General features: G+C 71.8%; 20 protein-coding genes. 7 read left to right on the forward strand and 13 right to left on the reverse strand.

All coding sequences use genetic code 11. The features are described from left to right. The first annotated feature begins 73 nt into the window (after positions 1-73). Positions 74-517, forward strand: a complete 444-nt coding sequence (locus ACGFU6_RS35545; RefSeq protein WP_393616686.1) for an SPW repeat protein — start codon at positions 74-76, stop codon at positions 515-517. A 235-nt stretch (positions 518-752) separates the two neighbouring features. Beyond that, complete coding sequence (locus ACGFU6_RS35550; protein ID WP_393616687.1) at positions 753-2,198, forward strand: FG-GAP-like repeat-containing protein; 1,446 nt, start codon at positions 753-755, stop codon at positions 2,196-2,198. 39 nt (positions 2,199-2,237) lie between these two features. Here the strand turns inward: ACGFU6_RS35550 and ACGFU6_RS35555 are convergent, their stop codons facing one another. Next, positions 2,238-2,984 (reverse strand): TetR/AcrR family transcriptional regulator, encoded by a 747-nt coding sequence (locus ACGFU6_RS35555; RefSeq protein WP_393616688.1) that lies wholly within the window; start codon positions 2,982-2,984, stop codon positions 2,238-2,240. 166 nt (positions 2,985-3,150) lie between these two features. Here ACGFU6_RS35555 and ACGFU6_RS35560 point away from each other — a divergent pair, with 166 nt between their 5' ends. Genes ACGFU6_RS35560 through ACGFU6_RS35575 form a run of 4 tightly spaced genes read left to right on the forward strand, consistent with a single transcriptional unit; the run spans position 3,151 to position 9,828 of the window. After that, the gene (locus tag ACGFU6_RS35560) at positions 3,151-3,969 is read left to right on the forward strand and encodes an urea amidolyase associated protein UAAP1 (protein WP_393616689.1); all 819 of its coding nucleotides are present in this window, start codon (positions 3,151-3,153) and stop codon (positions 3,967-3,969) included. Further along, on the forward strand, positions 3,966-4,598 hold the full coding sequence (locus tag ACGFU6_RS35565; protein ID WP_393616690.1) for an urea amidolyase associated protein UAAP2: 633 nt from the start codon (positions 3,966-3,968) through the stop codon (positions 4,596-4,598). The genes ACGFU6_RS35560 and ACGFU6_RS35565 overlap by 4 nt, the downstream gene beginning before the upstream one ends. Next, positions 4,595-8,137 (forward strand): 5-oxoprolinase/urea amidolyase family protein, encoded by a 3,543-nt coding sequence (locus ACGFU6_RS35570; RefSeq protein WP_393616691.1) that lies wholly within the window; start codon positions 4,595-4,597, stop codon positions 8,135-8,137. Before ACGFU6_RS35565 ends, ACGFU6_RS35570 begins: the two co-directional genes overlap by 4 nt. After that, entirely contained in the window at positions 8,137-9,828 is a 1,692-nt protein-coding gene (locus tag ACGFU6_RS35575) for an allophanate hydrolase (protein WP_393616692.1), read from the forward strand. The genes ACGFU6_RS35570 and ACGFU6_RS35575 overlap by 1 nt, the downstream gene beginning before the upstream one ends. On the opposite strand, the gene ACGFU6_RS35580 is transcribed toward ACGFU6_RS35575, so the two are convergent. The 12 genes from ACGFU6_RS35580 to ACGFU6_RS35635 form a co-directional block, all read right to left on the reverse strand. Next, positions 9,810-12,644 (reverse strand): DEAD/DEAH box helicase, encoded by a 2,835-nt coding sequence (locus tag ACGFU6_RS35580; RefSeq protein ID WP_393616709.1) that lies wholly within the window; start codon positions 12,642-12,644, stop codon positions 9,810-9,812. The genes ACGFU6_RS35575 and ACGFU6_RS35580 overlap by 19 nt on opposite strands. A 44-nt stretch (positions 12,645-12,688) precedes the next feature. Next, positions 12,689-13,609 carry a diacylglycerol kinase gene (locus tag ACGFU6_RS35585; protein ID WP_393616693.1) on the reverse strand — a complete coding sequence of 307 codons (921 nt, stop codon included), beginning with the start codon at positions 13,607-13,609 and terminating at the stop codon, positions 12,689-12,691. Positions 13,610-13,627: 18 nt separating this feature from the next. Then, the gene (tatC, locus tag ACGFU6_RS35590) at positions 13,628-14,578 is read right to left on the reverse strand and encodes a twin-arginine translocase subunit TatC (protein WP_393616694.1); all 951 of its coding nucleotides are present in this window, start codon (positions 14,576-14,578) and stop codon (positions 13,628-13,630) included. 70 nt (positions 14,579-14,648) lie between these two features. Continuing rightward, entirely contained in the window at positions 14,649-14,942 is a 294-nt protein-coding gene (gene tatA, locus ACGFU6_RS35595) for a Sec-independent protein translocase subunit TatA (protein ID WP_393616695.1), read from the reverse strand. Between the two features lie 228 nt (positions 14,943-15,170). Continuing rightward, positions 15,171-15,368, reverse strand: coding sequence for a hypothetical protein (locus ACGFU6_RS35600; protein WP_393616696.1), 198 nt, complete (start codon positions 15,366-15,368; stop codon positions 15,171-15,173). 83 nt (positions 15,369-15,451) lie between these two features. Then, positions 15,452-15,730, reverse strand: a complete 279-nt coding sequence (locus tag ACGFU6_RS35605) for a hypothetical protein (RefSeq protein ID WP_393616697.1) — start codon at positions 15,728-15,730, stop codon at positions 15,452-15,454. Positions 15,731-15,748: 18 nt separating this feature from the next. Beyond that, a complete protein-coding gene (locus ACGFU6_RS35610) occupies positions 15,749-16,705 on the reverse strand; it encodes a helix-turn-helix transcriptional regulator (RefSeq protein ID WP_393616698.1) in 957 nt (318 codons plus the stop codon). A gap of 13 nt (positions 16,706-16,718) precedes the next feature. Then, entirely contained in the window at positions 16,719-17,672 is a 954-nt protein-coding gene (locus ACGFU6_RS35615; protein WP_393616699.1) for a helix-turn-helix transcriptional regulator, read from the reverse strand. Between the two features lie 114 nt (positions 17,673-17,786). Continuing rightward, positions 17,787-18,161, reverse strand: a complete 375-nt coding sequence (locus tag ACGFU6_RS35620; RefSeq protein ID WP_393616700.1) for an FKBP-type peptidyl-prolyl cis-trans isomerase — start codon at positions 18,159-18,161, stop codon at positions 17,787-17,789. 43 nt (positions 18,162-18,204) lie between these two features. After that, positions 18,205-19,161, reverse strand: coding sequence for an FKBP-type peptidyl-prolyl cis-trans isomerase (locus ACGFU6_RS35625; protein ID WP_393616701.1), 957 nt, complete (start codon positions 19,159-19,161; stop codon positions 18,205-18,207). 163 nt (positions 19,162-19,324) lie between these two features. Then, the gene (gene pafA / locus ACGFU6_RS35630; RefSeq protein WP_123468669.1) at positions 19,325-20,686 is read right to left on the reverse strand and encodes a Pup--protein ligase; all 1,362 of its coding nucleotides are present in this window, start codon (positions 20,684-20,686) and stop codon (positions 19,325-19,327) included. 9 nt (positions 20,687-20,695) lie between these two features. Further along, positions 20,696-21,955 (reverse strand): MFS transporter, encoded by a 1,260-nt coding sequence (locus ACGFU6_RS35635; RefSeq protein ID WP_393616702.1) that lies wholly within the window; start codon positions 21,953-21,955, stop codon positions 20,696-20,698. Positions 21,956-22,087: 132 nt separating this feature from the next. On the opposite strand from ACGFU6_RS35635, the gene ACGFU6_RS35640 reads away from it, so the two are divergent. After that, complete coding sequence (locus ACGFU6_RS35640; protein ID WP_393616703.1) at positions 22,088-23,125, forward strand: LacI family DNA-binding transcriptional regulator; 1,038 nt, start codon at positions 22,088-22,090, stop codon at positions 23,123-23,125. Positions 23,126-23,241 lie beyond the last annotated feature (116 nt).

The following is a 23,241-nucleotide window of genomic DNA, read 5'->3' on the forward strand; positions in this document are numbered from 1 at the left end:
AGCAGAATGGCATTGCAGGCCGCTCATCGCACAAGGCGCGTCCTGGCCTGCGGGAGCGAAGGAGACGAACCTCATGTCAAACGTCTCGCACGCCGGCCACGACTTGGCCGGACACCCCGACGCCACCGAAATGCGCGATCGCTACGCACGGGTGATGGGTGGCCGCGACGTGGCACTCGTGGACGGGCCGGTGTTCCTGGTCGGCCTGTACTGCGCCATCTCGCCCTGGGTGCTGCACTTCACTACGAGCCAGACCACCCTGGTGAATCACAACCTGATCATGGGTATCGCGATCGCCGTGCTGGGTCTCGGGTTCACCGTGATGCCGCAACGGATGTATGGCCTGAGCTGGGCCATCTGCGCCATGGGCGCCTGGATGATCATCTCGCCCTGGGTGGTGGGCAGCAGCCCGGACATGGGCGTCGTACTCAACAACGTCATCATCGGCGGCCTGACCGTTCTGCTCGGGCTGGTCTGCGCGGGAGCGTCGTTGAGGAGCAGCCGGGGCCGGTCGTAGAACACGCCCCCGGGCCATGACTGCCCGCACCGCGGATCGTGCACGGTGCGGGCGTCCGCGTGCCCGGTGCGTGGCGCGCGGCTCCCCGCCCGGTCCGGCCGGGAGAGGGCCGGCCGACGGGAGGACCGCAACTATTCATTCCCCTCACTGGCCTTGTGGGTTGACGGCCGCCTCCGGCGCCCCTCCCGGGCGGCCGGCGGCGGCACTCGGTAAGCACAGGGACGGGAGTGGGCACATGGCACGGCATCTGATGGCGTGTACGGCTCTGGCGACAGCTGTGGCGGCGGGGGGCCTGGTGGCACCTGCCGCCTTCGCCGCACCGGTTCACGGTGCGACGGCGGCGTCGCAGACCCCACGCAAGGCGGCCGCCCCGGCGCCGGGCGACGTGGACGGGGACGGCTTCGGCGACCTCGCGGCGGGCGCCCCGGAGGGCACCATCAAGGGGTACGCGAAGGCGGGTTACGTCTCCCTCGTCCACGGCACCGCCCAGGGCGTGCGGGTCGACAGGCACAAGGGCATCACTCAGGACACGGCCGGCATCCCGGGCGTGCCGGAGGCCGGTGACCGGTTCGGCTCCTCGGTGGCCATGGGCGACGTGGACGGCGACGGGTACACCGACCTGGTGATCGGTTCCGGCGGCGAGGCCATCGGGACGGTGGCGGGCGCCGGCGCCGTGACCATCGTCTTCGGGGCCAAGGGCGGACCGGGCGGCGACGCCATCGCGTTCCACGATCCGAAGCCGGCCCCGCGCGAGGGCTTCGGCGACAACCTGACGGTCGGGGACTTCGACCACGACGGGCGCGACGACATCGCGGTCTCCACCGGAACGAAGGTGAACGTGGTACGCGGTGCGAGCAGTCTGCGGGACATCGACGAACCGGCGATGACCGCGTTCGCCCCGCCCGGCGGCGGCGCCGGAATGGGGCCGATCGCCTCGGGCGACATCAACGGCGACGGCTACACGGACCTGGTCACGCAGGCCTACTTCGACGACGGGGCCGACGAGGGAACCCTGGCCGTGCTGCCCGGTTCGGCGAAGGGCCTGAAGACGCAGCCGATCGGCCGGACGGGGCTGCCCTTCACCGGCTACAGCGTCGTGACCGGTGACATCACGGGTGACGGCCGGGACGACGTGGTCGTGGACACCGAGGGCTCCGACGGCCCCGACGAGTTCCTGCTGCGGATGTTCCCGGGCACCGCCGCCGGGCTGGGCGCGGGGGTGACCTACGGCGGCCCGGTGGAGCCGGGCACCGCGGGCGTTCTGGCGGACACCGACGGCGACGGGCATGCCGACCTGGTGACCGCGGTGGTCGGTGAGCCGGACTCCGACGGCATCCAGAACGCGGGCGCGCTGACCGTCGTACCGGGGAAGCCGACCGGGCTGGACGCGGCCCGCGCCCGGAAGCTGACCCTGGACTCGCCCGGGGTGATGGGCGTGATGGAGGGCAACGACCAGTTCGGCCGGTCGGTGACGGCCGGGGACTTCGACGCGGACGGCCGTGCGGACCTGGCGGTCGGCGCGCCCGGCAAGTACCTGGCGACCGGCGCGGTGAGCGTCATCCCGGGTTCGCAGACAGGTCCGACCGGGACGGGATCGATCCTCTTCACCCCGGAGTCACTGGGGCACCCGGTCGTGAAGGCACGCTTCGGCTCGGCCGTCGGGGCGGCGGCCACCCGCTGACGCCGGGCTCGCGCGCACGGGGGCGAGCCGTGGCCGGGGTTACGTGGGCGGCGCCCCCGAAGCCCCGGCCGCCCCCGAAGCCCCGGCCGCCCCCGCAGCCCCGGCCGTCCCCGTGTCCCCGGTGGCGCCCTCACCCCCCGCGGTCCTCGTAACGCCGACGATCCGCAGCGCCGCGTCCGCCGTGGCCGCCGCGAACGCCTCCGCGGGCCGCTCGGGGCAGGACAGGTGGACCAGGATCACGCCCTCGATGAGCCCGAAGACCAGATCGGTGCGCAGTGCCGCCTCGTCCCCGGCCATCGCCGCGCCCGCCCCGGTGGCCGCGAGCAGCCTCCCGTAAGCGGCTCGCAGTTCGCCCCTGACCCGGTGGAAGTCCGCGAACCGTTCGGCCCGTACCTCCGGCAGTACGTACAGCGCGCCCAGGTTGTACGGGCCGCCGCACAGGAGCGCCACGTCCGCGCGGCACAGCTCCCACAGCCGGTCCTCGGCCGGCCGGCCGCCGTCCGCGAGGAGTTCCCCGGCCAGGGTGAGCGACGGGGTGACGGTCGATTCCAGCAGCGCCGCCAGGAGATCCTCCTTGCCCGCCACGTAGTGGTACATCGTCGCCTGGCGCATGCCGGCCCGTTCGGCGACGGCCCGCGTGGTGGTCGCCGCGTATCCCCGCGTCGTGAACAGTTCGGCCGCCGCTGCCAGCAGTTCGTCACGGGCGGACAGCCCGCTGTCGGACCGCTGGGTGGCGCGCGGCCGGCCGACCCTTCGTCCGCCGCCGGTCACTGGGGTGCTGGACATGGACCGATCGTCGCACATCCCCGTCCGTCACGATCTTGGTGAGCGGTCGGTAACTCCCCTGCAACGGGCGGGCGATGGCCCCGAATCCCCGGCGTCCTAATTTCTGTCGCGCGACAGAAACCAAGGCCGGCCGTGTGCCGGAACACGTCGAGCCGGAGGGTCAGCCATGGCGACAGCGACGACAGACGGAGCCCGGGAACACGCCCGTGCCCAGGGCGGCACCCGCACCGGGTCCATGCCGGTGGTGCCCGCGAGCGACTGGCCCGCAACCACCCCCGGCCCGCCGGTCTGGGCCGAGACGGTCGCGGGCGGCAACTACACCCACCGGGTACTGGCCCGCGGCACCGCGCTGCGGCTCACGGACCTCGGGGGTGACGCCTGCGCCCACCTGCTGCTGTACGCGGACGGCCGGCCGTGGGAGCGGCTCAGCACCGCGGACACGGTGAAGGTCCAGTGGAACGCCTACCTCGGTGCGGGCCGGCTGCTCCTGTCGGATCAGGGCCGGGTGCTGGCCTCGGTGACCGCCGACTCCTCGGGCCGCCACGACACCCTGTGCGGCACCTCCACGCTGCGGCGGAACACCGAACGGTACGGAGCCGGCACGCCGCAGTCGCCCTCTCCGGCCGGCCGGGAACTCTTCAAGGCCGCCGCCGCGAAGAACGGCCTCGGCCCGCGCGATCTGCCGCCGTCGCTCTCCTTCTTCCAGGGTGTGCGGATCAAGGAGGACGGCTCCCCCGGGTTCACCGGTTCGGCGGGGGCCGGAGCCTCGGTGACCCTGTGCGCGGAGCAGGACCTGACCGTGCTCGTCGCCAACGTGCCGCACCCGCTGGACCCGCGCCCCGTCTACACCAGCACCCCCCTGGAGGTGCTGGCCTGGCGTGCCCGGCCGACCGCCCCCGGCGACCCCCTCTGGGACGCGACGCCGGAGGGTCACCGCGCCTTCCTCAACACACTGGACTTCCTCAGCGCCCGGGGGCTCGCATGAACACGACCGGCACGGCCCGCACAGCGAACGGCACGACCGTCATCCCCGCCCGCGCCGCCTGGTCCGCGGTCGTCCGGGCGGGCGAGCACCTCACCCTCACCGATCTGCACGGCAACCAGGCGGTGGACTTCCTCGTGTACGACGCCCACGACACGGCCGTCCGCTACAGCGCACCCGACACGATCCAGGCCGGCGGCACCGTCTTCCTCACCACCGGAAGTGTGCTGATGTCGAACGAGCACGCCCCGCTGATGACGGTCACCGAAGACACCTGCGGCCGCCACGACACGGTCGGCGGCGCCTGCTCCAAGGAGTCCAACACCCTGCGCTACGGACACCACACCTGGTCCCAGCACGCCTGTGTGGAGAACTTCCTGACGGAGGGCGCCCGGCACGGGCTCGGCAAACGCGACCTGGTCCCCAACGTCAACTGGTACATGAACGTGCCGGTGGAACGGGACGGCACCCTCGGCATCGTCGACGGACTGTCCGCCCCCGGCCTGGAGCTCACCCTGCGGGCCGAGACGGACGTACTCGTGCTGATCTCCAACTGCCCCCAGATCAACAACCCCTGCAACGGCTTCGACCCGACGGCGGTAGCGGCCACCATCACCGGGACGAGCCGATGACCTTCGACACCGTGCTGATCGCCAACCGGGGCGAGATCGCCGTACGCGTCATCCGGACGGCCCGCCGCCTCGGCCTGCGTACCGTCGCCGTGTTCTCCGACGCCGACCGCTCGGCCCCGCACGTCCGGCTCGCCGACAAGGCAGTGCGGCTGGGTCCGGCGCCCGCCAAGGAGTCCTACCTCGACGCCGGCCTGGTCCTGCGGGCCGCGAAGGACACCGGGGCCGGGGCGATCCACCCGGGCTACGGTTTCCTCTCCGAGGACGCGGAGTTCGCCCGGCGGTGCGAGGCCGCCGGGATCGTCTTCGTCGGCCCGAGCGCCGGCCAGCTGGACCTGTTCGGCACCAAGCACACCGCGAGGGCCACGGCCGAGGCGGCGGGCGTGGCGACGGCCCCCGGCACCGGACTCCTCCCGGACCTGCCGACGGCCCTGGCAGCGGCACAGGGCATCGGCTATCCCGTGATGCTCAAGGCGACCGGGGGCGGCGGCGGCATCGGCATGTCGGCCTGCCGGTCCGCCGATGACCTCACCGGCGCCTGGGAACGGGTGCAGCGCGTGGCGGCCGCCTCGTTCTCCTCGGCGGGGGTCTTCCTGGAGCGCCTGGTCGAGCACGCCCGCCACGTCGAGGTGCAGGTCTTCGGCGACGGACACGGCCGGGTGGTGACGTTCGGCGACCGCGACTGCTCGCTCCAGCGCCGCAACCAGAAGGTCCTGGAGGAGGCCCCGGCCCCCGGCCTCCCCGCCCGCACCCGCGCGCTCCTCACCGGCTCCGCACGGCAGCTCTGCGCCTCGGTCGGCTACCGCTCGGCCGGAACCGTGGAGTTCGTGTACGACGCCGCCCGCGACGAGGCGTACTTCCTGGAGGTCAACACCCGGCTCCAGGTCGAGCACCCGGTGACCGAGGAGATCCACGGCGTCGACCTCGTCGAGTGGATGCTGCGCCTGGCCCGGGGCGACACCGGGTTCGTGCGGCAGCCGGCCCCGCCTCGCGGCCACGCCGTGGAGGCGCGGATCTACGCCGAGGACCCGAGCCGCGACCACCGCCCGGGGGCCGGTCTGCTGACCCGGGTCTCCTTCCCCCGGGGCGAGGGCCTGCGGGTGGACAGCTGGATCGAGACGGGCACCGAGGTGACCACGGCGTACGACCCGATGCTGGCCAAGGTCATCGCGCACGGCACCGACCGCGCCGAGGCCCTGGACCGGCTGGACGCCGCCCTCGCCGCCACCCGTATCGACGGCATCGAGACCAACCTCGGCCTGGTACGGGCCGCGCTGGCCGACGACCGGGTGCGTACCGCGACGCACTCCACGGCCACGCTCGCCACGATCGACGACCCGACCCCCCGCATCGAGGTGGTCTCCGGCGGCACCCTCACCACCGTCCAGGACCATCCGGGCCGCACGGGCTACTGGCAGGTCGGCGTACCGCCCTCGGGCCCGATGGACGACCTGTCGTTCCGGCTCGGCAACACCGCCCTCGGCAACGCCCCCGGCGCGCCCGGCCTGGAGTGCACCCTCCGGGGCCCGGCCCTGCGCTTCACCCACCCCACAACCCTCTGCGTCACCGGCGCACCCGCCCCGGTCGCCCTGGACGGCACCCCGGTCCCCCAGTGGCAGCCGCTGACCGTCCCGGCGGGCGCCACCCTCACGGTCGGCTCACCGGACGGGCCCGGCCTGCGTACGTACGTCCTCTTCGCCGGCGGCGGCCTGGACGTGCCGGAGTTCCTGGGCAGCGCGGCCACCTTCACGCTCGGCGGCTTCGGCGGTCACGGCGGCCGGGCGCTGCGCACCGGGGACGTCCTGCACGGCGGGGCCTGCCTGCCGCCGGCCCCGCCCGTCCCCGTTCCCGACCGGCCCCGCTTCACCGCCAGCTGGCACCTCGCCGCAGCGGAAGGCCCGCACGCGGCACCGGAGTTCTTCACCGAGGAGGACATCCACGACTTCTACGCGGCCGACTGGAAGGTCCATTTCAACTCGGCCCGCACCGGCGTCCGCCTCATCGGGCCGAAGCCCCGCTGGGCCCGTACCGACGGCGGCGAGGCCGGGCTGCACCCGTCCAACATCCACGACACCCCGTACTCCGTGGGAGCTGTCGACTACACCGGCGACATGCCCGTGCTGCTCGGCCCGGACGGCCCCTCGCTGGGCGGCTTCGTCTGCCCGGCGACCGTGGTGACCGGCGAACGCTGGAAGCTGGGCCAGCTGCGCCCCGGCGACACGGTGCGGTTCAGGCCCGTGACGGTGACGGGCGAACCCCGCCCGGAGATCGCCGACGGCGGCGTCCTGTACCGCGACGCGGCCGTCACCTACCGCCGCAGCGGAGACGACAACGTCCTGGTCGAGTACGGGCCGATGCAGCTCGACCTGGCCCTGCGGATGCGCGTGCACGCCCTCATGGCGGCCCTCGCCGCGGCGGCGGTTCCCGGCATCACCGGTCTGACGCCGGGCATCCGCTCGCTCCAGATCCGGACGGACCCCTCGGTCCTGACCCAGGCCGAGGTCCTGGGCCTCCTCCACCGCACCGAGGCCGCGCTCCCGCCAACCGACGCCCTCACCGTCCCGTCCCGCACCGTGCACCTGCCGCTCTCCTGGGACGACCCGGCGACCCGCGAGGCCATCGCCCGCTACATGGCGGGGGTACGGGACGACGCTCCCTGGTGCCCGTGGAACATCGAGTTCATCCGCCGGGTCAACGGCCTGGACACGGCCGCCGACGTGTACCGCACGGTCTTCGACGCCGAGTACCTGGTCCTGGGCCTCGGCGACGTCTACCTCGGCGCGCCCGTCGCCACCCCGCTGGACCCGCGCCACCGCCTGGTCACCACCAAGTACAACCCCGCCCGCACCTGGACGGCGGAGAACTCCGTCGGCATCGGCGGCGCCTACCTCTGCGTCTACGGGATGGAAGGGCCGGGCGGCTACCAGTTCGTCGGCCGCACCACCCAGGTCTGGTCGGGCTGGCAGCAGCGCGGCGCCTTCGAACCGGGCTCGCCGTGGCTGCTGCGCTTCTTCGACCGCATCAAGTGGTATCCGGTGGAGGCCGACGAACTCCTCGAACTCCGGGCGGACATCATCTCCGGCCGCTTCGTCCCCCGGATCGAGGAGGGCGAGTTCTCACTGGCCGGGTACGAGGAGTTCCTCGCCGGGCACGCGGACTCGATCGCCGCGTTCCGCACCCGCCAGGGCGCTGCCTTCGCCCTCGAACGGGACGCGTGGGAAGCGGCCGGCGAGTTCGACCGGGCGGACGCGGCGTCCGTGCCGCCGCCCCCGGCCGCCGAGGTGACGGTGGAGCCGGGTGGGCGGCTGGTCGAGGCCGAGTTCGCGGCATCGGTCTGGCAGCTGAACGTGGCCGAGGGCGACACCGTGACGGCAGGTCAGCCGCTGCTCGCCCTGGAGGCGATGAAGATGGAGTCACGCGTGGTCGCCCCGGCCGACGGCGTCGTGGCCCGTGTCCTGGTCCGTCCGGGCGCCCAGGTGGAGGCGGGCACAGCCCTGGTGGCCCTCGCCCCACTCCCCGTCACCGCCGAAGGAGTCCGCTGATGCCCACGTCCGCTCTCGCCCTCTCCCGGGTCCGCGCCGCCTACGCCCGCATCGATGAGGTGAACCGCCCCGAGATCTGGATCGGCCTGCGCCCGCGGTCCGAGCTGGAGGACGAGGCCCGCGCGCTCGGCCCCCGGCTCGCGGCCGGCGAGTTCCTCCCCCTGGCGGGCCGGCTGCTCGCGGTCAAGGGCAACATCGACGTGGCCGGTCTGCCCACCACGGCCGGCTGCCCCTCCTACGCCTACGCACCCGAAGCGGACGCCACTGCGGTGGCCCGCCTCCGGGCCGCCGGCGCACTGGTGATCGGCACGACCAACCTCGACCAGTTCGCCACCGGCCTGGTCGGCACCCGCTCCCCGTACGGTGCGGTGCGCAGCGCCCACGACCCGGACCGGGTGAGCGGAGGTTCCAGCTCCGGTTCGGCGGTCGCCGTCGCACTCGGCATCGCCGACCTCGCGCTGGGTACCGACACGGCGGGCTCCGGCCGGATCCCGGCGGCCTTCAACGGCATCGTGGGCCTGAAGCCGACCTACGGCCTGGTCCCGACGGACGGTGTGGTGCCCGCCTGCGCGAGCCTGGACTGCGTCACCGTCTTCGCCCGTACGCTCCCCGAGGCCGAGGCCGCGCTCGCCCTGATGATGTCGCCCACGCCCCGCCCGCTGCCCGCCCGCGCCCCCGGGCCGTGGCGGATCGCGGTGCCGTCGACCGGCCAACTGGGCGAGCTGGACCCGGGCTGGGCAGCGGCCTGCACCTCGGCGGCGGACCGGCTGCGCGCGGCGGGCGCCGTGCTGCGGCCCGTCGACCTGACCCCGTTCACCCGGGCGGCCGCGATGCTGTACGAGGGGGCGTTCGTCGCCGAGCGCTATACGGCGGTGGGCACGTTCGTCGACGGCGGCTCCCCGGACCTCGACCCGGCGGTGGCGGCCGTCATCGGCGCCGCACGGGACATCCCGGCACACCAACTGTTCGCGGACCTGGACCGGCTGGCCGCACTGCGCACCTCGGCCATGGCCGCGCTCGGCGACGCGGACGCGCTGCTGCTCCCCACCGCCCCCGGTCATCCCAGCCTCGCCGACGTCGCGGCCGACCCGTTGGGGGCGAACGCCCGCCTCGGCCGGTTCACCAACTCGACGAACCTGTTCGGGCTGTGCGCGGTGGCCGTCCCCGCGGGCGAGGTGGCGGGGCTGCCGTTCGGCGTGATGCTGGTGGGCCCGGCCGGCACGGACGAGCGGCTGCCCCGGATCGCGGACCTGCTGGCCCCGCCCGTCCATCTGGCGGTGATGGGCGCCCACTTGACCGGCGAACCGCTCAACCTCCAGCTCCTGTCACTGGGTGCCCGGCTGGTCCGTACGACGACGACAGCCGCCGCCTACCGGCTGTACGCCCTGGCGACGGCCCCGCCCAAGCCCGGCCTGGTGCGCGCGGACACGGGGGGTGCCGCCGTCGAAACGGAGATCTGGGAACTCCCCGCCGAGGGCCTGGGCGTCCTGGCGGCCGCCCTCCCGCACCCGATGACCCTGGGCCGGGTGGACCTGGCGGACGGCACGACAGCCACCGGCTTCCTCTGCGAGCCGTACGCCGTGGACGGGGCGGTGGACATCACGGAACACGGCGGCTGGCGCGCGTACAGAGCCGCGGCCTCGGCCGCCCGGGGCAGCCACCGGCCCGGGCGTCACCCCACAGAGCTGTAGGCCACCACTCCGCGCAGCACCTCGTCGACCGCCTTGCGTGCGTTCCGCCCCACCGAACTGCCCTCGCGCGGCGCCGCGGCGGCCACCTGCCCCAGCACGTCGATCACCTGCTTGCACCAGCGCACGAAGTCCCCCGCCGGCATCTCCGCCTCGCGCAGCACCTCGTCCAGCGTCCGGCCGGACGCCCACATGTACACCGCCCAGGCGAAGCCGAGGTCGGGTTCGCGCTGTCCGACCCCCTCCGCCTGGTTGATCTTGAAGTCCTCCTCCAGGGCGTCGAGCCGCCCCCAGATCCGGACCATCTCGCCCATCGCGGTCTTCGCCGGTCCGGACGGCAGCTTGGGCGCCACCGCGTCGTCGGACTGCCGGGCCTCGTACACCAGCGCCGAGACGCACGCGGCGAGTTCGGCGGGGTTCAGCCCCTCCCACACACCGGCGCGCAGGCACTCGCTCGCCAGCAGGTCCAGCTCGCCGTAGAGGCGGGCGAGCCGCTTCCCGTGCTCGGTGACCTCGCTGCCGCGCAGGTAGTCGAGCTCGGTGAGCAGCGCGACGATCCGGTCGAAGGTGCGGGCGATCGTGTTGGTGCGCCCCTCGATGCGGCGCTCCAGCTGCTGGGTGTCGCGCTGCAGCCTGTGGTAGCGCTCGGCCCACCGCGCGTGGTCCTCGCGCTCGTCGCACCCGTGGCAGGGATGCGCGCGCAACTCGGCCCGGTAGCGGGCGATCTCCCGGTCGTCGGCGGCGCCCGAGCGCTCCTTGCGGTGCCGCTCCGGCACGATGTGCCCCGCCTTGGTGCGCAGCGCGGAGGCCAGATCGCGGCGCGACTGCGGCGAGCGCGGGTTGAACGACTTCGGGACGCGCATCCGCTCCAGCGCCTCCACCGGCACCGGGAAGTCGATCGAAGCCAGTCGCTTGACCTGCCGTTCGGCCGTCAGCACCAACGGCCTCGGCCCGTCGTGGTACTCCATGCCCCGGTGCCCGTGCCCGTTGGTCCGCCCTGCGGGCAGTCCGGGGTCAAGGACCAGTGCCAGTCCGGCGAACTTTCCGGTCGGCACGTGGATGACATCGCCGGGCTTGAGCTTCTCCAGGGACGCCGCCGCGGCGGCCCGCCGCTGCGACGCTCCGTGCTTGGCGAGCTCCGTCTCCCGGTCCTTGAGGTCGCGGCGGAGCCGCGCGTACTCCTCGAAGTCACCGAGGTGGCAGGTCATTCCCTCCTTGTAGCCCTCCAGGCCCTCTTCGTTCTTCTGGACCTGGCGGGAGATCCCGACGACCGACCGGTCCGCCTGGAACTGGGCGAAGGAGGTCTCCAGCAGTTCGCGCGAGCGGTGCCTGCCGAACTGCTGCACCAGGTTCACGGCCATGTTGTAGGACGGCCGGAAGCTGGAGCGCAGCGGATACGTGCGCGTACCCGCGAGTCCGGCGAGCGCGCCCGGGTCCATGCCGCGCTGCCAGAGCACCACCGCGTGGCCCTCGACGTCGATCCCGCGCCGCCCGGCCCGGCCGGTCAGCTGGGTGTACTCGCCGGGGGTGATGTCGGCGTGCTGCTCGCCGTTCCACTTGACGAGCTTCTCCAGGACCACGGAGCGCGCGGGCATGTTGATGCCCAGGGCGAGCGTCTCGGTCGCGAAGACCGCCTTGACGAGCCCGCGCACGAACAGTTCCTCGACGACCTCCTTGAAGGTCGGCAGCATCCCGGCGTGGTGCGCGGCGATGCCCCGCTCCAGGCCTTCGAGCCATTCGTAGTAGCCGAGGACATGGAGGTCCTCGGTGGGGATGGAGGCGGTGCGCGCCTCGACGATCTCCCGTACGAGCCGGCGCTTGTCCTCGTTGTTGAGCCGGAGCCCGGCCTGCAGGCACTGCTGCACGGAGGCCTCGCAGCCGGCCCTGCTGAAGATGAACGTGATGGCGGGCAGCAGGCCCTCGGCGTCCAGCCGGTCGATGACCTCGGGCCTCGACGGCGTCCAGATCCGGCTGCGCTGGCGCCGCTCCCGCTCGCGGTCCGCCTCGCGCACCATCTTTCCGCGCCGGCGCTCGCGCGGGTTGTATCCGCGCTGGTTCTCCATGCGGGCGAGCCTGACGAGGTCGGGGTTGACCTCACGGCGTCCGACACCTCGGCCGCCGTGGTCGCTCTCCTCCTCGAAGAGGTCGTACATCCGTCGTCCGGCCAGCACGTGCTGCCACAGCGGTACGGGACGGTGCTCGGAGACGATCACGGCGGTGTCGCCGCGCACGGTGTCCAGCCAGTCCCCGAACTCCTCGGCGTTGGACACCGTCGCCGAAAGTGACACGAGCGTCACGGATTCGGGCAGGTGGATGATCACTTCCTCCCACACCGCGCCCCGGAAGCGGTCGGAGAGGTAGTGCACCTCGTCCATCACCACGTAGCCGAGGCCGTTCAGCGCCTGGGAGCCCGCGTACAGCATGTTCCGCAGCACCTCGGTGGTCATGACGACCACCGGGGCATCGGCGTTGACGCTGTTGTCGCCGGTGAGCAGGCCCACCTTGTCCGCGCCGTAGCGCTTGGCCAGGTCGGCGAACTTCTGGTTGGAGAGGGCCTTGATCGGTGTGGTGTAGAAGCACTTGCGGCCCTGCTCCAGGGCGAGGTGCACGGCGAACTCGCCGACGATCGTCTTGCCCGAGCCGGTCGGGGCGGCGACGAGCACGCCCTTGCCGGCCTCCAGCGCCGCGCAGGCCTCGATCTGATAGGGGTCCAGCTCGAACTCGTACATCTCGCGGAACGGCCCGAGCGCGGTCGCCTGCTCGGCGGCTCGGAGCCGGGAAGCCTGGTATCGCTCAGCTGGTGAGAGGTCCTCTGTCATCTTGTCCACGAGCCTACCCGCCACCTCCGACAGTGACGCGATCTTTAATTCACCGTGGCAGAACCGGCCGGAGAACCCGCCCCGAGCACCCGGACCGCGCCCGGCACCGAGGTGGCGGTCAGCGGCAGCGCGCCGAGCGGTTCACCGTCCGCGTACGCGGTGACACCGACCGCTTCGAGGGAGATGGAGGAGACCCGGTGCGTGGTGACGACCGGATGGCTGAGATGCGTCCCCTTGTAGACCCGGGGGAACACCTTGAGGAGCGTGGTCCGGCTGCAGTCGCCGACCACCGTCACGTCGAAGAGGCCGTCGTCCATGACGGCGTCCGCGCAGATCCGCATGCCGCCGCCGTACGTCGATCCGTTGCCGACGGCTATGAGGGTCGCCGCGATCTCCCGGACCGGGCCGCCGTCGAGGCTCATGCGGTAGGCGATGGGCCGGAACGCGGCGAGTTCGGCGAGTATCGCCAGGTCGTACTTGAACCGGCCGCCGGGCCGGCGCATCCGGTTGCCCCGGTCGTTGACCCGGGAGTCGAAGCCCGAGGCGAGCACGGACCCGAACCACCGGTCACCGACCCGGCCGAGGTCGATCTCGCGGACGGCGCTGCCCTTGAGCGCCTCGGCGGCCAGCCGGCCGGCCGCTGCCGGGTCGCGTATCGGCAGGCCCAGGGCGCGGGCGAAGTCGTTCCCGGTGCCGACGGCGACGACGCCGAGCGGGGTCCGGGTGCCGGCCAAGGCCTGCAGGGCCAGCGACATCATCCCGTCGCCGCCCACGGCGACCAGCGCGCCGGTCCCCCCGGCCACGGCCTCGCGGGCCCGCCGCAACGCGTCGTCGGCGTCCTCACCGAGGACCGTACGGACGGAGAACCCGGCGTCCCGCAACGCGGAAGCGGCCGGCTGCGCGGCGTGCGCGCCCCGGCCGCGTCCTGCGGTGGGATTGACGAAGAGAGTGATCTCGCTGGTCACCCGGGGGACCTTACAAGGTCAGGTGATGTCGTCGTAACCGTTCACGCGGTCACGGTCCGAGGACGCCTGTGCGGGCAGCGTCCGGCTCGCGGAGACCGATTCGGTCTCCCCGATGTCCTCCGGCGTGAGGTCCAGCTCCGAGGCCTCGTCGTCATCGGGGCCCTCCGCCGCACGTTGCGCCTTGCGGCGGTCGTTGAGGAGCGAGATCCCGGTGGCGACGAAGTAGAGGACCCAGATCGGACCGGCCAGCGCCAGCATCGTCAGCGGGTCGGTGCTCGGGGTCGCCAGGGCCGCGAAGAGCGTGATGCCCATGATCATGCCGCGCCACCAGCCGAGCATGCGCTTGCCGGTGATGACACCGCCGAAGTTCAGCATCACCAGGAGCAGCGGCAGCTCGAAGGAGAGCCCGAAAACCACCACCATGCGCGTGATGAGGTCCAGCAGGTCGTCCAGGGGCAGCTGGTTGTCCAGGTCGGCCGGCGAGAACTCCAGCAGGACCTCGGCCATCGTCGGCAGGGTCTTGTACGCGAAGAAGCCGCCCGCGAGGAACAGGGGGAAGCCCGCCCCGACGAAGGCGAGCGAGTACTTCTTCTCGTGCTTGTGCAGACCCGGCGCCACGAAGGCCCAGAGCTGGTACAGCCAGATCGGCGAAGAGAAGACGACTCCCGCCATCAACGACACCTTGAGTGCGAGCGTGAACGGAGTGAGCAGACCGTTCAGGACGATGCGCGCGCAGGTGCCGTCCTTCTGCTTGGCCAGCTCCGCGAAGCTGTACTCGCAGCCGACCGCCTTCAGCACGGGGTCGGTGAAGAACTCGATGATCCCCTTGTAGAAGAACGCGGCGACGATGGTGACGACCACGATCGCCAGCAGGGCCTTCGTCAGCCGGTTTCGCAGCTCACGCAGGTGCTCCACCAGGGGCATGCGGCCCTCTGGGTCCGTCTCCTGTGTGCGGGCAGACTTGAGCAACCCACGTCCTCATCTCGTGCAGCAGGCCGTTACCGGTCAGGGTGCCTGCTTTTCGGCCCGGTGGTGTGTGTCAGTGCTTGATCGTCGAGTCGGTCGGCTCAGCGACCGGACGAGAGCTGGTGACGTCGCCGGGTGCGGCGTGGATGGTGCGCGGGGCGTTCTGGTCCTGAGCGGCGTCCTTGGCGGGCTCGGCCGGGGTGGCCGACGGGCTGCCCTCGGACTTCATGGCCTTGGCCTCGCTCTTGAGGATGCGGGCCGACTTGCCGAGCGAGCGAGCCATGTCAGGAAGCTTCTTCGCGCCGAACAGCAGAACAACGACGACGAGGATCAGGATGATCTCGGGAGCGCCGAGCCTTCCGAACATATGCGTATACCTTCTCACCGAGGCAGCAGGGGTGGGGCGGACCGAGCGTCGGACGGACGTCCGATCGTCGTACTGTCAGCGATCGTATCCCGCAGGAGTAAACGCAGGGCAATACCCATGCATCCTTGCGATTACGGCCCTACGCCTCGCTCACAGGACCGCCACCAGCAGCGTACCCCCCTGAACTGAGAAACAGGAGGCCGCGCCCGCCCCGATCGAACAGGCCGCCTACCTCAGGGTTTCACCCGCGGCCGCGAGATCGGTGGCCGCGTGCTCCAGATCCTCGGCGGCCCGGTTGATGCGTTCCGTGGTACGGGTCACCTGGTGGCCGAGGCGCTGGGCCTCGATGAACACCCTGATGGCCAGCACGCCCAGGACGGCGATGCCGAGGAACCCCAGGGCGATGGCGAGCATGGGCCAGAACATGCGCAGAGCCTCGATGTTTCTCGTGTCCGGGTCCGGAGAGACCGGTGTGATCCGTCTGTCCGAGGGCTGGTGGGGTCCGGTTCCTACGAGCCGGTGTGCAGGCGCAGCGTCCGTACGCCGCCGTCGGTGAGGAGCTCGACTATCCGGTCCCCCGCGGGTCTGCGGACGGCGGCGTCGCACTCGGGGCAGGTGAAGGAGTAGAACGTCGTCCGGCTGGTGGCACCGATCGCGAGCCGGATGGCTCCGGCCGCCAGCTCGAACCGCGCGCGGCAGTCCGGGCAGGCGGCCCTGAACCGTACGGACTCGGGAACGAGGACGGTCGCGACGGACGGAACATCCGACACCGCGGACAGCTTGCTCATATCTCCTGCACCCTCCCCTCAGGCCGGGCCGTCGTAGGCGGTGAGTGCCGCCCGCGCCGCCCGTCGCGCGCTCTCGGCCAGCTCCGGCGGCGAGACGATGCGCCCCTCCCGGCCGAGCCGGAGCGCGAGGCGGCGCAGCGAGGCGGGATCGGGCGTCCGCAGGGTGATCCGCAGACCGCCGTCGGGCAGCTCGTGGGCGCTGTCGTGCGGGTAGTACTCGGCGACCCAGCGCCCGCCGGGGCCGACCTCCACCACGACCTCCGGGTCCTCGGCGGCGGGCTGGACCAGCCCCTCCGACAGATCCCGCAGCTCCAGCTCGGGCGGCGCGGCCGGCTCGTCGAGCAGCCGGATCTCCGCGACCCGGTCGAGGCGGAAGGTGCGCCGGTCCTCGGAGGAGCGGCACCAGGCCTCCATATAGGTGTGCCCGACGGCGAAGAGGCGGATCGGGTCCACCTCGCGCTCGGTCAGCTCGTCGCGCGCGGGCGAGTAGTAGCGCAGCCAGAGCCGGCGCCGCTCGGAGATCGCCCGGTCCACGTCCGCGAAGACCCCGCCCTCGGACTCGAAGGTGACCGACAGCCGGGAGCTCGCCGCCCCCACCTCACCGGCGGCGGCCTCCAGCTTGGCGGTGGCGCGCAGCAGGGCCTGCCGGTCGCTCTCCCGCAGTCCGGGCAGCGTCGCGACTGCGCGGGCGGCGACCAGCAGGGCGGTCGCCTCGTCGGCGGCGAGCCGGAGCGGCTCCGCGACGTCGTCCGGGTTGTGCCACCAGATCCGGTCGCCGTCGGTGTCGATGTCCAGCAGATCGCCGCCGCGGAAGCTGGTCCCGCACATCGGCAGGACGTCGAGGTCCGAGATGAGCTCGTCCTCGGTGATCCCGAAGGCCCGCGCGACGTCCTGGACGTGGGCGCCGGGGCGCTCACGCAGATACGTCACCAGCGAGAGCATCCGGCGGGTCTGGTCGATGGCGTTCGTGGCCATGAATACGGTCCCCTCAGTCCTTGGCCACGGCACGCAGCCGGTCCACCACGTCGGCCCGCAGATCCGCAGGTTCCCGCACGACCACGTCCGGGCCGAACTCGACGAGCCAGGCGTCCAGGCCGTGTCCGTACGGAATCTCCAACTCCTCCCACCCGTCCCCGAGTTCCCGGACCGATGTGGCACGGGCCCGCAGCGGGTAGCCGGAACCGGCCCGCAGCCTGATCAGCGCGGTACGGGTCGCCGTCTCCCCCGCCCAGCTCTCGACGGTCTCGCGGACGGTGACGACGTCGGGCACCTCGGCGGTGAACGCGCCGGCCCTGGAGCGCACCTTGCCGGCGATCCGGGAGAGCCGGAACACCCGCTCCGCACCCCTGCCCCGGTCCCATCCGGCCAGATACCAGTGCCCGCGCCAGCACTCCAGCGTCCACGGTTCGACCTGCCGCTGCTCGGGGCGGGCGGAATTGGCCTTGCGGTAGTCGAACGTCACCGGCCGGCGGTCCCGGCAGGCCAGCATCAGCGGCTCGAACGCCGCCTCGTGAACGGGGATACGGGGTTCGAGGGCGCTGTGCACCTCGTACGCGTCCTCGGCCTCCGGCATGCCCGCCGCCCGCAGCTTCTGCAGGGCGCCACTGGCCGCACCGGCCAGCCGGGCCTGCTGCCACACCTTGGCGGCCAGCCCGAGCGCGGCGGCCTCCTCGGCGTCCAGCGTGATCGGGGGCAGCCGGTTGCTGTCGCGACGGGCGAGATAACCGGTGTCGCCGTCCAGGTTCTCCACGGTCTCGATGACCAGACCGAGCTCGCGCAGATCATCCTTGTCGCGCTCGAACATCCGGTTGAAGGCGTCGTCGGAGCCCGCCTCCAGGTAGGCCTCGATGGAACCGCGCAGTTCGCGCTTGCTGAGCGGGCGCCGGGTCCCCAGCAGACACAGCGCCAGGTTCATCAGCCGCTCGGCCTTGGCAATCGCCATCGACGCCCTTTCTGTTTTGCTCTACGACCGTCGACCGTACCGCTCCGGAGGGCCCGGACGAAAGCGAGGGCCCGCGCCTTGCGGCACGGGCCCTCGCAGCGCACAGGCGCGGGATCAGACAGCGACCAGGTCGCAGACGAAGATCAGCGACTCGCCCGGGGCGATCGCGCCGCCGCCGGCGCCGCGGTCACCGTAGGCCAGGTGCGAGGGAATGGTCAGCTGGCGACGGCCGCCGACCTTCATGCCCTGCACGCCCTGGTCCCAGCCCTTGATGACCTGGCCGGCACCGAGCTGGAACTGGAGCGGCGTACCGCGGTTCCAGGAGGCGTCGAACTCCTCGCCGGTGGAGAAGGCCACGCCCACGTAGTGGACGGAGACGGTCTGACCGGCCTGGGCGACGGGACCGTCACCCTCCCAGATCTCCTTGATCTCCAGGTCGGCCGGCGGCTCGCCACCCGGGAAGTCGACCTCGGGCTTCTCGATGCTCACTGACTTACTCCTCTAAATGATGAACTGGGCAACCGGGACAGTCTTACATCTTTGCCAGGATGTCCACGGCGAAGACGAGCGTCGAGTTCGCCGGGATGGACTGCTGCGCCTTGCTGCCGAAGGCCTGGTCCGGCGGGACGACGAGCAGCACACGGCTGCCGATCTTCTTCCCGATCAGGCCGTTCTTGAGTCCCTTGAGGGTGACCTGGGCCAGCGGGAAGGTCTGCGTCTTGCCCGTCGCGTAGGTGCTGTCGAACGTCTTGCCGTCCTTCCACAGCAGGCCCACGTAGTTCACGACGACGCTGTCGGTGTCCTTGACGACCTCGCCCTTGGACTCCAGCACGTAGTTGGAGACCAGCTTCTTGGGCGGCGTCGACTTGCTGGGGATCTTGACGGTCGGCGCCTTGCCGTCCGCGTTGGTGCCCACCTTCGGCAGGTCGACGTTGTCCTGGGCGACCTCGGTGCCCTTGGCCGACGCCGGGATCTGCTTCGCCTTCAGGACGTCGACGACGAAGACGAGGGTCGCGTTCGGCTTGATGTCGCCCTGGCCCTGCGCGCCGTAACCGAGGTCCGGCGGGATGACCAGCTCGACCCGGCTGCCGACCTTCTGGCCGACCAGGCCCTTGTCCCAGCCCTGGATGACCATGCCGGCGCCGAGCGTCAGGTCGAACGGCTGCTTGCGGTCGAAACTGTTGTCGAACGGCTTGGTGGAGTCCCACGCCTGCCCGAGGTAGTTGACCTGGATCGCGTCGCCGTTCTTGAGCTTCGCGCCGTCACCCTCACTGACAACGTTGGTCTTGAGCTCCTTGGGCGGCGTCCCCGTGCCCTTGGCCAGAGTGGGCTTCTCGCCGAACTTCGCGCCCGCGGTGATGGCGGGGAATCCACCCTTGGAGGGAGCGGACGCGGAGGCGGAAGCGGAGTCGGAGCCCTTGTCGTCGCTACCGCAGGCCGCTGAAAGCAGCAGCAGGGGGACGACTAGAAGGCCGGCAAGTCGGCGCACTGGTTCCTCAGATCTCAGACGACACATGTGGGTGGGGCAGGCCCCGTGGGGGTCCCCGACACTCTAGGGCGTGGAAAGGGCCCCGTACGAGGAACGTACGGGGCCCGAGTCGCGCCTGGGCCTGTCGACAGGCCCAGGGAGCCGAAGCACTTCCTGCGGCGGCTCACATACCCGCGATCAGCTTCTCCACTCGGTCGTCCACGGAACGGAACGGGTCCTTGCACAACACCGTCCGCTGCGCCTGGTCGTTGAGCTTCAGGTGGACCCAGTCGACGGTGAAGTCCCGTCGCTGCTCCTGCGCCCGCCGGATGAAGTCGCCGCGCAGCCGCGCCCTGGTGGTCTGCGGGGGCACCGACTTGCCCTCGAAGATCTTCAGGTCGTTGCAGATACGGGCGGCCTGCCCCTTGCGCTCGAGCAGGTAGTACAGGCCTCGGCGACGATGGATGTCGTGGTAGGCGAGGTCTATCTGGGCGACCCGCGGATTCGACATGGTCATGTTGTGCTTGGCCCGGTAGCGCTCGATGAGCTTGTACTTCATGACCCAGTCGATCTCGGTACCGATCCGGTCGAGGTCCTCGGCCTCGATCGCGTCGAGCGTGCGGCCCCACAGTTCGAGGACCTTCTCGACGTTGCCCGTACGGATGCCGCGGCGGTCCACGAAGTCCACGGCCTTCTCGTAGTACTCGCGCTGCACCTCGATGGCCGACGCCTCGCGGCCGCTGGCCAGGCGCACCTTGCGCTGCCCCGTGATGTCGTGACTGACCTCCCGGATCGCCCGGATCGGGTTCTCCAGCGTCAGGTCGCGCATCACCGTGCCCGCCTCGATCATGCGGAGCACCAGATCGGTCGCGCCGACCTTGAGCAGCATGGTCGTCTCGGACATGTTGGAGTCACCGACGATGACGTGGAGGCGGCGGTAGCGCTCCGCGTCGGCGTGCGGCTCGTCCCGGGTGTTGATGATCGGACGGGAGCGTGTCGTCGCGGAACTGACGCCCTCCCAGATGTGCTCGGCACGCTGGCTGACGCAGTAGACCGCGCCCCGCGGGGTCTGCAGCACCTTGCCGGCACCACAGATCAGCTGCCTCGTGACGAGGAAGGGAATGAGGATGTCCGCGAGCCGGGAGAATTCTCCGTGCCGGGCCACGAGGTAGTTCTCATGGCAACCGTAGGAGTTTCCGGCCGAATCGGTGTTGTTCTTGAAGAGATAGACGTCGCCCGCGATTCCCTCCTCGTGCAGACGGCGTTCGGCGTCGACAAGCAGGCCTTCGAGAATGCGCTCGCCGGCCTTGTCGTGAGTGACCAGTTCGGTCAGGTTGTCGCATTCGGGGGTTGCATATTCCGGATGCGATCCCACGTCGAGGTAGAGGCGGGCGCCGTTCCGCAGAAAGACATTGCTGCTGCGGCCCCATGACACAACACGGCGGAAGAGGTAGCGCGCCACTTCATCAGGAGACAGTCGGCGCTGTCCCCTGAACGTGCACGTGACGCCGTACTCGTTCTCCAGCCCGAAAATGCGGCGGTCCATGACTGAACATTACGCCTGATGGCCCGAGCTGAAACCGGGTTCGACGGCACCGTTTCGATCATTTTCCGATCCTCGCACCGCCACAGCACTACGCCCGGGAGCTGCGAGGACCCTTCCGGTCGCCAGCAGAACCAGCAGCGCCGCCACTCCACCGGCCCCCGCGACGGCGAAGCTCCACGCCGTCCCGCCCAGCTCCACGACCGGTCCCGCCACGGCGGTCCCGGCCGCCGCGCCCACCCCGAAGGTCGTCACCAGCCACGAGAAGGCCTCCGTCACCGTGCCCCGGGGCGCATGCCGGTCGACGACGATGAACGAGCAGGCGATCGCGGGCGCCAGGAACACTCCGGCGACGCCGGCCAGCACGGTCATCGCCACCACACCGGGGGTCAGCGTCAGCGGCAGGTAGCCGAGCGCGAGCAGCGCCACGATCACCCGCAGCCGGCGCTCGGGCGGCCCCGCCCACTGCCGCGCCCCGTACACCACGCCACCGATCAGGGCACCGAGCCCCAGAGCGGCCATCAGCCAGCCGTAGACGGACTCCTGGCCCCGGTCATCGGCGTACGCCACGCCCGCCACCGTGATGGAGCCCAGCGCCAGCCCGACGAAGAAGAAGGAACCGAGGAGCGCCAGCAGCCCCGGCGAGCGGAGCGCGCCCAGCCAGTGCGCCTCGCGCGGCGCGGAACGCCAGGCCCTGGACGGGGCTGACAGGACGACGGACAACGCCCCCAGGACCCCTATCGCGTTGATCACGAGCAGTGCGGCGGCGGGCGACCAGAGGGAGACCAGCACAGTCACCAGCAGCGGCCCCACCGTGAACATGACCTCCTGCGCGACCGCGTCCATGGCGTACGCCCGGTGCACCCGGTCCTCGCTTCCCAGGATGCTCGGCCACAGGGCCCGCAGGCCGCCCTCCAGAGGAGGTGTGGCCACGCCCGCGAGGGCCACGGCCCCGTAGGCGAGCGGCAGCGACCCGAAGCCCGCCAAGGCGAGCAGCACCATCCCGAGGGCCGACAGTACGGCGGCGGGCAACTGGACGCGCGGCTGTCCGTACAGGTCCACCGCGCGGCCCAGCAGCGGCTGTCCGACCGCCGTGCCCAGCCCGTACACGGCGGCCAGCCCGCCCGCGAGGGCGTAGCTGCCGCCCTCCGCACGGGTGAACAGCACGATCGCGATGGGGGCGGTGCCGTTCGGCAGCCGCCCCACGAGGGTGCCTGTCAGCAGCCGGGCGGCATGCCGCGCCCGGAGGATGTCCAGATATCCCGCGGCCATGTCCCGCCCCTCTCCCCGGGACGCCTTTCGGCCACCCTAGGTTTTACGTATAACTTCCTGGTTCATACGTACCATGTGACCAGTCCGCAGGTCCACCTCGCGGCGCCTGCCCCGACCGGCCCGGAGGCCCGAGTGACCAGCCCAGCCCAGCCCGCCCCCGCCCGGCCCACCAGCCGTGACGTGGCACGGGCCGCCGGCGTCTCGCAGGCCACCGTCTCCCTGGTCCTCGGCGGCAAATGGCGCGGCCGGGTCTCGGCGGCCACCGCGGAGCGCGTACGGCAGGCCGCCCACGAGATCGGGTACCGGCCGAATCTCGCCGCGCGCAATCTGCGCCTGGGCCGCACCAGGACCGCCCTGCTCGTCGTCCCCGCCCTCACCAACGAGTTCTTCGCCCGGGTCTACACCGGGGCCGCCTCGGTCGCCGCCGAACACGGCTTCGGAGTCGTCCTGTACCCGTCGCCCGACGGCACCGGACCGGCCCGGGACCCCTTCGCCTCGGCCCGCGCCGCACTCGACGGGGTGATCGCCTCGTCGATGGCCGCCGACGCGCTGGGCGCCCTGCACGGGACCGGCCTGCCCCTGGTCATGCTCGACAGCGACCCCTCGGCCCCTGGTCCGGCGGCCAGGGTCAACCTGGATGTCGCCGACGGGATGCGGCAGGTGACGGAGCATCTGCTCGCTCTCGGCCACCGCCGCTTCGTCCATCTCGCCTCGGCCGTCGACACCTGGACCTTCGCGGTCCGCGCCGAGGCCGTCCGGGAGGCCCTGCGCGGTGTGCCGGACACCGATGTACGCACCGTGCGGGCGGCACTGGACGTGCGGGCCGGCCGCACGGCCGCGGAGGGCGTCCTGGCCCTGCCGGGCCCCCGCCCCACCGCCATCGTCTGCGACGACGACATCCTGGCCGCCGGCGCCTGCAAGGCGGCCCGCCGGCTCGGGCTGCGGGTGCCGGACGACCTCTCCGTGACCGGCTTCGACGATCTGGCCCTGGCCACCGCCGTGGAGCCCGAACTCACCACCGTGCGGCTGCCCGCCGAGCAGGTCGGCGAACGCGGCATGAACGCCCTGCTGGCCGTCCTGGACGGCCGCACGGCCGAGACCGGCAGCCTGCCGGTGCACCTGGTCGCCCGGGGCTCGTCCGCTCCCCCTCCCCCGGACCGCCCCGCATGACAGAGCCCCGGCCCGCCGGAGGGCGGGTTCTATCGATCCCCGCAACACCCTGGAGTTCAGGGAGTTGCGGGGATCGTGGATTTCGCGGTGTTGAAGGCGCGGTTCTTCGAGGCGTT

The sequence above is a fragment of the Streptomyces sp. NPDC048462 genome, from assembly GCF_043200175.1.
In the GTDB taxonomy this organism is placed as follows: domain Bacteria; phylum Actinomycetota; class Actinomycetes; order Streptomycetales; family Streptomycetaceae; genus Streptomyces.